This window comes from Taylorella asinigenitalis ATCC 700933 (assembly GCF_000687755.1).
GTDB classification, from domain to species: Bacteria; Pseudomonadota; Gammaproteobacteria; order Burkholderiales; family Burkholderiaceae_B; genus Taylorella; species Taylorella asinigenitalis.
This window is the reverse complement of record NZ_JHXN01000020.1, coordinates 1-12201: the sequence shown is the minus strand read 5'-3', so window position 1 is coordinate 12201 and position 12201 is coordinate 1. Positions and strand designations below refer to the sequence as shown.

The window sequence follows — 12201 nt, the reverse complement described above, 5'->3', positions numbered from 1 at the left end:
TTTATTTAATAGATTTAGATTGTTTAGTGCAAAAATTGCAAATTTCTTACGTTTTGTTTCATATAATTATGCTTTATTTTGTAATTAAGTGGGGTTGTATATGAATAAAGTGTTCAAATCTATCTACAGTGAGGTCCTTGGTGCATGGGTTGCTGTATCAGAATGTGCTAAATCAAATGGAAAAAAATCTAAATCTCTCTTGGCTTGTGCTTTGGCAATATCTCCGCTTTTCATGTGGGGGGGGGGTAGCCAACTCACAAAACTTAGATGCTAACGGCAATTATATAACCCAAGCAAGTAACACAATCACTGATCCTACTGAGTCAATTATTATTGGCGATGAAAACACTGTAACTGAACCTGTGGATTCAGTAGTATTAGGAAATAAAAATAAAGTTCTAAACTCGAACTCAGGTAGTGCAATAGAAAAAGTTTATGTTCAAGGTTTAGACAACAAAGTTTTTAATAATAATTCAATTCTCACGGGTATTAAGTCCCAAATTGGCTATAGTGATGAAGCATGGAATTCAAAAAGAGCCCGTCAAAAAACTAATGTTAAAGGGCATACTCAAATGTATGTGAATGGACCTTCAAAGGATCTGGCTTTAAATACATTGCAGCTAACCAATGAAAAAAATTATGATTATTCTAAATTCACAATAGGTCGTTCAATAGTATTTGGAGAAAGTTCTGTAGCTATGGGTTCTGACTTAATCTCAATGGGTACAGACAATGAAGTAATTGGATGGAAAGCTATAGCTTCAGGTTATAAGAATACTGTCTATGGTATATCTACAGTAGGCATAGGTGATAAAAATATTGTTAGTGGTGATAGTTCAATTGGAATAGGTACAGATAACATTAATTCTCATCCAAATGTTGTTTCGATAGGTACAAGTAATGTTGTACAAGGCATAGGTTCAGTTTCAATTGGTTCTGGAAATATATTTAACTTATTACAAAGCGGCACTATTACAAACTATGCCAAAAGAACTGGCAGTATAGGTATAGGTATAAGTAATTACATAGATGGAATTGATTCAGTTGTAGTTGGTACTAATAATAAATCCATGTATATTGGTTCTACCGTTATTGGGTATAAGAACTTTAATAGACTAGGTTTTTCAGTAATCCATGGATATAACAACATTGCTCCTGATTCAGCTATAGCTATCGGTAGGAGTAATCTTTCAAGCGGTTCATCTAACAGTATGCTCGTAGGTACAGATAACTTTATCATGAGTTTGAATCCAATTTATGAAAATGAAATAAAGGATATTCTCTCTGAGTTCGACGGTTATTCAAATGTACCACCTGATTATTCATTACCTCCCAGTTTGAACGGCGAAACTCATAAACATGGATTAATTACTGCAGAAACATTTAAAAATAAACTAAAAAACCTTACTGTGGATGGTAATGAAATTAAAATTCAACCTGAGACTTATGACCAAACAAGCAACGTTAATTTTCAAGCTGGTAATTCACTAGCTTTCGGATCCAGTAATATTATTTTGGGTAATCATTCTATTTCAATTGGTCTTTACAATCTAGTTAGAAATTATGATTCTGTTGCTTTGGGTAGAGCAAATTTGGTCTTAGGAGATTCTTCCCAGGTTGTAGGTAGAGGCAACAAATCAATGGGGGAGAACTCATCTGTCTTTGGTGCTTACAATACTTCTGAGGGTTTACACTCATCTGTGCTCGGATTACAGAATGTTCTTTTAAAAGGTAAAGGGAAAAATCCGTATGAAATGGGTGTAGCTATTGGTGTTGCAAATCTTGTGAATGGCACTTACTCAATTGGTATGGGTTCTTATAATGTTGTACAAGGTTCAGAAAATGTCGTTATTGGTTACGAAAACTATGCTGCTCCTGCAACAGGTATCCCAGATGAAAATCCATTTAAAGTAGCCAGTCGCGTAATTACAATTGGTTATAAATCAATGGCTCCAAATCACTGGGCAACTGCTATTGGAGATTCTGCTTTTGCAAACCACAGCTCCGTTGCTCTTGGTAAGTTTTCGGTAGCTTATGGAACTGGTTCACACTCATTGGGTGAAAAATCGAGTGCTGTAGGGAATTATTCAATGGCTATAGGATCTAATAACTATGCTGGTGCTCTACTTGAAGATGAACAGATATTTTCTTTTTCAGCTTCTGTAGAAGGAGGGAATCAAGCTAAGAAATTTGAAAGGGAATTATGGTTTAAAAAGAATAAATTACCTCAAGGTCAAAAAATAAAAGATAACGAAATAACTGATAGGGAGAGTGCATTTGGTTATTTTGGGTTAGATTATAGTAATCTTCAAGCCATAGCAAAAATAGAGAAGCAGAAAACAAATGAATATGGTTTTCTCGGTAAAAATATGGTTGCTTTGGGTAATTACAACTGGGCTTTTGGCAACTCCTCTGTAGCATCTGGCTATTTGAATATGGCTCTAGGAGAAGATAGTGTATCTGTTGGTCAACGCAACTTTACATTTAAAACAAAAAGTGTAGCCTTTGGGTCTTCTAATAAATCTTCTGGAAAATATTCCACTGCGGTAGGTTCCTTTAATTATGTGGGTTATCACAATCCAACGAAGGAGCAGTTTGAAGGAAAATTTGGTGATTATGGTACTGCAGTTGGTTATGGTAATATTGTTATAGGAGAAAATGCATCAGCCTTTGGTAGAAATAATAATGCTTTAGGTTTACATTCTGTTGCTATAGGTTCAGAATCCATTGCCTCATATGAAAGAGCGGTCGCAGCTGGATTTAATACAATAGCGTCTGGTTTGTATTCATCCGCATATGGTGACACCGCTAATGCATTCGGAGAAAGTTCTCTCGCTTTGGGGAGAGGAAATAAATCATATTATGCTCAAAGCTTCTCCTTAGGTGATGCAAATAAAGTATCAGGCAGATACGCAGGTTCATTTGGTGCATTTAATAATGTATCAGCACCAAGTTCTTATGCTGTTGGCAATGACAATGTCGTCAAATCTCATTCTTCAGGTGCCTTTGGCCAAGATATTTCTATTGGAGAAAACGCAAATAGAACTTTTGTTTTGGGTCGAGCAATAGAAGTAAATCATGCTAACAGTGTGATTTTAGGTAATAAATCATCAAGTAAGGAAGCTAAAGCCGTAAGTTCAGCAAAAATTGGAACATTAAGCGTGCAAGGTTTTGCTGGGGTAGGTGATTCAAAATATGGTGTGGTTTCCGTCGGTTCAGATGTAAGTACTGATACTATTAGCGAAAAAGTAAAAAGAGCGATTATTCAAAAGGATATTGTTCAAAATCATCTAGCTAAAAATAAGGCTTACTCTGAATTACTTACTGATACTAAAACTGAACTTGCCGAAGTTGAACAAATCAAAAAACAGAAAGATCCAGCTTACGTTATTAAAGAAGTAACTGATGAAATGGCTAAGGATTATTTGTCAAAAAACGGAATATTAGAGCCAGTAGCATTGCCACCAGATTTGGCTTCTCTTGATGTAACCAAATTGGATGAAATTATTGCTAGCGGTCATCCAGACTATAAGGTAGGACCGAGACAAATAGTTAACGTAGCTGCAGGGGAAATTAGTGCGACAAGTACTGATGCTATCAATGGCTCTCAACTTTATAAGGTTGCAGAGGCACTAAGTAATGAAATTCCTGATATAGACTCTAAAAATCTTGCTAAAAAAACAGATGGATACGAAATATCGGATAAGTCAGGAAAACATAATGCACAGTTAAACTCAGAGCTTTATTTTGAGGGCGATGGGAATATCACCACAAAAGTGACGCAGGAAAATGGAAAAACCACCATTAAAATTTCGTACACTGGAACAACCCCAAATCCTGGCGAAACTACAGATATTAAAGTAGGTGCAAACAAACCTGCTGAGGAAGGCAGTGCTAACCCTGTTGAAGGCGTGAAAGATCTCGATATCGTGGGTGCATCGACCAATAGCAATGAAGATCCTTCTAAATTTGATGGCGGTAGCAATATCCAAACCACGGTCAAAAAAGAAAGTGAAAAAACAACCCTCACTGTAGCTATGAAAAATGAGCTCGAGCTTACTTCTGTGACGGCTAAATCGAAAGATGGTAAGAATAAAACTACTCTCGAAGCAGACGGAATCGCATTCACACCTAAAGCAGATCAGCAAGATGCGAAATCCACTAAGCTTGCATTAAAAGAAGAAGGCGAAACAGCCCTCGGCTTGACCGATGCTAAACGTCGCTTGACGGTAAATACAGGTAAGGATGGAGAGGGCGAGAGCATTGCCACTCTGAACGATGGGCTTGCGTTCCAAGGTGATGGCGATCCAAAAATAAACAAAAAACTAAATAGCACACTGAAAATCACGGGTGGTCAGACTGATGCGAATAAGGTTTCTAAAGAAGCGAATATTGGTGTTATGGTCGAAGGAGATGCTCTTGCTGTACGCATATCCAAAGATCTGAAAGGCCTCTCTTCAGCAGAATTCTCATCAGAAGCTGCTGACGGTAAGCCTGCGACCACCACAAAAATCGATGGCAATGGCGTCGATATATCTTCATCTGCCTCAGCCGTCTCACTTAACGCAACAGGCCTTCACATCAAAGATGGTCCAAGCCTAACTAAAGACGGAATCGATGCTGGTGGACGTGTCATTTCAAATGTCGCTGCAGGCGTGAAACCTACGGACGCCGTAAACGTAAGTCAGCTCAATAAAACACGCAATGATCTTATCAACAGGATGGATGCGAATCATGAGCAAGCTCTAGGCTCCGCTGCTATGGCTATGGCCATGGCCAATCTCCCTCATGCTATCCGCCCTGGCGACAAAACAGTGTCAGTCGCAGGTAGTACTGTCCACGGCAAGGCGGCTTTCGCTGTAGGCATCTCGAGTTCGTCCCTTACTGGCAAGTGGCAGCTGCGTGGCTCTGTTTCTGGCTCTGATAATGGAGATATCGGTGCCGGCATAGGTGCGGGCTATACATGGCGTTAGCCTAATTACAAGGGGCATTTGTTGCATTGATGGCAATGCCCCCGCCCCCTAATTCTCATACAAAAATCTCACCCCCCGAGTCATTGATTCGGGGGTTTTTGTATATACAAAAAGATACAAAGTAGTAAACAAAATTTTTGTGTATGTTTCAATCGATATCAATTGACCTTATAATTTTAAGAATTTGCAAATTTTGTAACTGAGAGAAGAATATGAATAAAATTTTTAAAACTGTTTATAATGAAGTTATAGGAAGCTGGGTGGCAGTTTCTGAAATAACTAAAACAGGCGGAAAAAATCTAAATCCTCTAAAACAGCACTTGCTGCACTAACTTTAGGAATGATTTCAGTGTGGGGCGGGGTGGCTAGTGGCCAGGTGCCTTCAAATGAATTTAAAACAGACGGAGCTGGAAATTTTGTCAAAGATGATTCAAATACTCTCACTAGTGTCTCAGACAGCATAATACTGGGAAAAAATCAAAAAATAGGAAAGACTGATTACAGAGTTATAAAGTCTATTTTTATTGGATCAAATAATAAATTTTTAATTGATTATTTCACTCCAATTCCTACTAAAAACTTAAATGCTTTATTTATAGGTAACGAACTTGAAGGGGGTGGAGGAAATCAAATAAATATTGGTTATAAGAATATAATCCAAGATAGTTCTGCATCCGTAGTAATCGGTAGAGAATCCAACGTTGAAAATGGAAATGAAGGAGCTGTCGCATTAGGTATTAGAGCAAATGCACGTAACTGGGAAGCTACAGCAGTCGGTAATGCAGTCAGTGCCCTAGGTATGTACAGTAATGCATTTGGATGGAGTACAAGTGCCGCAGGGGGTAGGTCTACAGCACTAGGATGGCGCGTAGATACAAATGGAGAAGATTCAACTGGAGTAGGGAATGGAATAATTGTTGATGGGAATTTATCAACAATAATAGGAACTAATTCTTCTTTGAATTCTCCAAGATCTCACTTACACGGGTCAGGAAGTTTTATAGGTTCATATAAAGATTTAACAAAATATTTAGATAAGTACAAAGCCTACACTTTTTCATCCGATTTGATAAGAGTTAAAACCAAAATCGATGAATTGAATTTACCTGTTGGTGTTTCAATTAACAGTATATATACTAAACAGGGATCGGTTTTTGGTGATTCCAATTTTAGTAGTGGCATTATGGTTAATACATATGGTGCTGAAAATATAAATGTAGGAAATAAGTCTAGTACTTATGGTTCTGAAAACATATTAATTGGTGACAGCTCAAATATTTTTGGTTCAGAGAATAAAGTATATAAAACTAATAGTTTAGCTATTGGTTATGACAATACCGTAACTAATTCGGAAGCAATTGCCATAGGTAATAAAAATCTGACTTCTGGTAATAAATCAATCTCAATTGGTACAGAAGCTAAAGCTACAGGACAGTATACAGTTGCTATCGGTTATAAAAGTGAAGCAAAATTTCAAACAGCTTCAGCACTAGGTTATTTAAGTGATGCCAGGACATTAGATTCTGTCGCTATTGGATATGATGCTACTTCATCAGGCACTAGGGGAGTTACATTAGGTGCGTATACAGTTGCAGGCACAGATTCAGCAACTGCTGTCGGTCCTTATGCAAAAGCCTGGGGACCTGCATCTAGCTCATTTGGAACATATGCATTCTCCCGAGGTTATCATTCAGTCGCTATCGGATCTCGAGCTAACACATTTGGAAATGCTGCAATTGCTTTAGGTCATAATTCTAAAGCTGTTGATACTAATGCTACTGCTATCGGTCACGGTGCAAAAGCCTTAGTATGGAACTCAACTGCTGTCGGGGATATAGCTGAAGCTTGGGGTGAAAGCTCTTTAGCTTTGGGTAGGAACAGCAAGTCATTTGTTGCACATGCATTCTCCGCAGGTGATGCAAATGTAGTCGAAGGTAGATTTGGTGGAGCATTTGGCTATGCGAACAAAATTTATAACCATGCTTCTTTTGGTTTTGGGAGTGTGAATAAAGTTCATTCATTTAGTTCCATGTCTCTTGGTACAAATAATGAAATCACAGCTCAAGCTGACAGAACATTCGTATTGGGCCGACATATTACAGCTAATCATAAAAATAGCGTTATATTAGGAAATAGATCCTCGAGTAAAGAAGCTTCATCTGTGCCTGGTGCTTCTATTGACGGTATTACAGTGACTGGATTCATAGCTGGAAATGCAGAATATGGCGTCGTTTCAGTCGGATCTGCAGTTGGTACTGAGATCTTTAACTCGGATAGCTTATTAAAAGGTGCTAATTCTGTAAGCGAAAAATACAAAAACCAGAAAAACTTAGTTGAGTATTACTCTAAAGTTACTCAAAAGCAACAGGAACTTATTCAATTAAAATTAGTTGCTGAAGAAGATGCCACAGATGAAAGAAAAAATGAAATTATACGTTCTGTTTCAAGGGACGATGCTATTAATGCCTTAAGAGATGATGGAATTGAAGAACCAGAATGGATTGCGAAATTAACTGCAGAAGAACTTGCAGCAGTTCGAAACATTGGCCCACGTCAAATCGTAAATGTAGCTGCTGGTGCGGTTAGTGCTACTAGTACTGATGCTATCAATGGTTCGCAGTTATTTGCGGTAGCCAACACAATCATAAAAGAAGGTGTTGATATTAACGGCAATTCAGGTACTCCACAAACCATAAAAATTGGTAAAACCATAAACGTAAAAGGTAAAACAGCTTTAACAGATAATTTGACTGATGAAGGCGTGAATATTGCCACAAAAGTTGACGAAAACGGAATTTTAATTAGGCTTAAAAAACAACTTACAAATCTTGAAAGCCTAACTTTAGTGGGTAACAATAAATTTGATGCCAACGGTTTGACTCTCAGCGGGGGCGTAAAAGTTTTAAATACAGGTATCAACGCCGGCAATAAGAAAATCACTGGTGTTGCTAAACCTGGAGCCGACGGTGATGCAGTGAATCTCGCATATTTGAAGAATGAAGTCAAAAAATTAACTAACGGCGGTTTTAAATATGAGGGAAATACTGGTGGGGAAAATACTGTAAAACTTGGTGGCAAGATTTCAATTAAGGGTACTGCTGCTTGGAATAGTACTGATCAAGGTGCAAATATCTCTACAAAATCAGTAACTGATGGACAACTTTTGATAGGTCTATCCAAAGTTCTTACAGGACTCACATCAGCTCAGTTCGGTGATACAACTATTAATGGATCTGGTATCACAATTAATGGCGGCCCATCATTGACCAAAGATGGTGGTCTTAATGCATATAACAAACCAATCACCAATATTAAACCAGCTTCTGATGAATTATCGGCTCCTAATGATGCGGCGAACGTTGGTTATGTAAAAACTAAAATTGGAGATCTCAAAGCTCTTGGATATAAACTTTCTGATGGAGCCAAAACTAGCGGTCCTATTGCACTGGGTGAAACCTTATCCTTCACAGGTGATGATAATATCACAACAACTGCTAATAACAATGTTGTTGCATTTGCCCTAACGAAAACGCTAACAGGACTTACATCTGTTGCTATTGAAAATGGTCCTACGTTAAATGCAGATGGCTTGGCGTTTCCAAACTCTGGTCCATCTTTTGGTCCAAATGGCCTTACAGTAGATACTGTTGTTATTAATAATGATGGCATTAATGCTGGCGAAAAGAAAATCACTGGTGTAGCTGACCCTGATGCACCCACAGATGCTGCAAACAAAAAATATGTTGATAAAGAAGTACGAAATTTAGGAGTTAAAACTCTAACATTCGGTTCTAATGTTGCTGGCACTCCTGGGACAAAAACAATAACACTTAAAGATGGGGGCACTTTAAATATTAAAGGTGCTGATTCAAACACTGAGAAAAGTAAATTTGATGACGCAAATATCATGACTTGGCTTGATGGCGATACTATACGAATCGGTTTGAATAAAGAATTGAAATTGGATTCACTCAAGGCTCAAGACCCTAATAATCCAAACAAAACTGCTGAAGTTAAACCTGATTCGATCGTGTTTAATGGTGTTGATGGAAAAGATGGGGAAGACGGTAAAGTAGTAATAAAAGTCAAAACTGATGAACCCAAAGATATCAATGATAAACCTATCGATCGCATCACCGTAAACGATAATCCTCTCGCAACGCTATTAGACGGATTTAAATTCTCGGGTAATGACGGCAAGAACATTGCCATCACATTGAATAAGGTGATAACTATCCAAGGGGCTGATTTGAACTCCACATGGGCTCAGTTTGATAGCGGCAAAAATGTGATGACTAAAGCCGAGAAAGACGGGGATAATATTAAGTACACGGTTGCACTTAAAAAATCACCTGAATTCGAATCGCTAACACTAACTGGAACTCCTGCGGATGCAGATGCTGGTACAGATGCTAAACCTGGCAAGCTCACAATCCAAGATGGCAAAATGATGGATAAGATAGTAGCTTCAGTTAGCGAAAATGAAGATACTAAAGGCGATCCACGTATTATTTTGAATGGCCGCGAAAATGATGAAATTGCGAAGCTTGGTGCGGACGAGCATGGTCACGGTGATTTCCGCTTAAACGACAAGAATGGAGATAGAAGAGTAGTTTTAGGCGTAAATGAGATTTCAACTGACCCTGCGAACCCAGATGCTCCTAAGAAAACAGCTGGTGAACTTAAGATAAAAAATGCAGAGAATGCAAATGTTATCACAGCTTCAGTGGATGCTGAGGGTGATGGGCATATTAAAGTCACTAATAGTGATACATCTAAATACTCAGAAATTGAGCACGACGGTTTCGCTATTAATGATGGTGTGGGCACATCAAAACTTGGTACGAAGAAAGATGGTACTGGAGGTGTTGAAAACCCTGAAACTAAAAAACGTCGCTTAACTCATACTGTTAGTGGACCAGGTGTTGACACACCAGTTGAAGAAGAAGTAGCGACTCTTGAAGATGGATTGATTTTTAAAGACAACACCACAAATGGTAAGGCTGCTGTTAAACTAAATAATTCAGTGAGAATCGCAGGGGCAGCTGGTAACACTAAATGGGAAGACTTCGATGGTGGTGTAAATATTATGACCAAAATCGAAGATGGTCCAGGTGGAGAGAAAATCATACGCATTGCCATGAAAAAAGATCTCAAACTTACAAATGGAGAATTCGGTGGCCCTAACGAAGATGGCACAGATGGAAAAGACGGTAATGTTACCGTGACCTCTGGCGATGGTGATTCTACAGTTGAAATAAAACCAGACGTAATCATTTTTAAAGGTGTAGATGGAAAACCTGGAGAGAATGGTCAACCTGGTGAAAAAGGTGATGCTGGTATTACTATGACACTAAATGGTAAACCAGGCGTTGATGGAGAAGATGGCATTACTCGCATTATCCTTACCGATAAAGATGGCAATGAAGTCGATCAAGGTGCCACTTTGAAAGATGGCTTCTTATTCGGTGCAAATACTGGTGATGGTGATCCAGAAAAAAATCCTGTAGCTAATACTCTAAATTCTCGAGTTAATATTTCAGGCCATAAAGATAACACCAAATGGGATGAGTTTGACGAGGGGTCTAATATTATGACCAAAGTTACTCAAGACCCAGATACCAAAGAAACTACGATTACAGTGGCTATGAAAAAAGATTTGGCACTTGATAATCTAACTATCGGAAAAGCTGGCAAGGACGGCCAACCTGGAAAAGACGGTAAGGTTGAAATCATTAACAAATATGGCGAGAAAACTATCGTAATCAACGCAGCTAAAGATCCAGAGGATCCAAATTCTAAAGGACCTGAAATCGCCGTCAAGGATCCTTCAAATGGCGATGGCTCTAAACTTACCCCAGGCGGCCTTGAAATCACGAAGAAACCTGAAGGATCAGACGACCCTTCGACTTCAATAATTTCAGTAGAGCCTAAGGGTGAGCCAGGTCTTGGTGATGAACCTGACAGCACTAAACCGAGAATTACCTTAACTACGGGCGAGGGCGAGAATGCCGTAAAAGAGAGCATTGCCACCCTAAACGATGGGCTCGGATTTAAAGGCGACGGCGATAAGGTCATAAATAAAAAGCTCAATAATACACTTGATATCGTGGGGGGCGAGAAGGATGAAACTAAACTTTCGTCCACTAATGATAAGAATATCGGTGTAATAGTTGAGGAGCAGGGCGAAGGAAACGATAAGAAACAGGTCCTTGCAGTGCGTCTAGCGAAAAATCTGAAAGGTCTGCAATCGGCCGAATTCAAGCCTCTCGATAAAGATGGCAATGATTCAGGCAAATCCATCAATATCGATAGTAACGGTGTGACTGTTGCTAAAGGGGATGATAAAGCGACTTTCGACGAGAGAGGGCTTAAAGTAGGCGAGAATGGGCCGCAGTTCACGAAAGATGGCATCAGTGCAGCTGGACTCACAATTAATGATGTTGCACCAGGCGTTAAGCCAACGGATGCTGCTCAATTCGGTCAAGTAAGCGATATGCTTGCTGCTACTAAGAGAGAGCTTAAAGGCGATATCGAGAAGCGTTATCAGGACGCATCAGCTGGCACAGCTAGTGCTATAGCCGTTGCGAGCCTACCGCAAGCTTACGAGCCTGGCCAAAGCGTCGTCGGAGTAGCAGGCGGCACTCACGAAGGCCACACAGCTTTATCTGTGGGTGTATCGTCTGTATCCGATAACGGTAAATGGATCCTCAAAGGCAATGTCACTGGCAATGGCCGCGGTCAAATCAGTGCCGGCGTTGGAGCAGGATACGCTTGGAAGTAGCTTGGCTTAAGCTAGGGGCATTAGTTACATAGGTGGCAATGCCCCCGCTTACACATCACTTGATAGCCCACGCATAAGACGTGGGTTTTTTAACAACATTTTTGTAACGTTTTGTAAATTATGAAACAAGAGTTTTTACAGTTTTGCGTGGGGGGGGGGAATCTATTAATAGCATTGTCATTAAATATTTTTAAGGATTGTATATACAAGTTTAATTGCCATATCTACAGTATACTCATAGACATTATTAGTTACAAAATATTTGTTATTGCCCTATAAACTAAAATTTGTAAGACTTATATTTGTTTTTTTTGTAACTTATTATTTCAAATTGCTATGAATAAAATCTTTAAATCTAAATTTAATAAAACTTTAGGTTCTTGGGTTGCTGTTTCTGAACTTGTTAAAGGCTTCTGCAAAAATTCTAAATCATCTTTAACAGCT

4 protein-coding genes and 1 pseudogene are annotated in these 12201 nt (G+C 38.9%); all 5 read left to right on the top strand.

The annotated features are described in order from the left end of the window. Positions 1-100 precede the first annotated feature (100 nt). A pseudogene (locus T432_RS08875) lies at positions 101-175 on the top strand (ESPR domain-containing protein); the annotation flags it as partial. 1 nt (position 176) lies between these two features. Continuing rightward, complete coding sequence (locus T432_RS0107410; protein WP_028884757.1) at positions 177-4973, top strand: YadA-like family protein; 4797 nt, start codon at positions 177-179, stop codon at positions 4971-4973. Between the two features lie 212 nt (positions 4974-5185). After that, complete coding sequence (locus T432_RS08710) at positions 5186-5305, top strand: ESPR domain-containing protein (RefSeq protein ID WP_248646296.1); 120 nt, start codon at positions 5186-5188, stop codon at positions 5303-5305. Positions 5306-5313: 8 nt separating this feature from the next. Beyond that, positions 5314-11757, top strand: coding sequence for a YadA-like family protein (locus T432_RS08050; protein ID WP_248646295.1), 6444 nt, complete (start codon positions 5314-5316; stop codon positions 11755-11757). A gap of 336 nt (positions 11758-12093) precedes the next feature. Further along, a partial coding sequence (locus T432_RS08870) for an ESPR domain-containing protein (protein WP_156026346.1) occupies positions 12094-12201 on the top strand: 108 nt, incomplete at its 3' end.

Coding starts and splice junctions, on each gene's coding strand:
- T432_RS08710 (WP_248646296.1), top strand. CDS start 5,186: ATGAATAAAATTTTTAAAACTGTTTATAATGAAGTTATAGGAAGCTGG.
- T432_RS0107410 (WP_028884757.1), top strand. CDS start 177: ATGGAAAAAAATCTAAATCTCTCTTGGCTTGTGCTTTGGCAATATCTC.
- T432_RS08050 (WP_248646295.1), top strand. CDS start 5,314: ATGATTTCAGTGTGGGGCGGGGTGGCTAGTGGCCAGGTGCCTTCAAAT.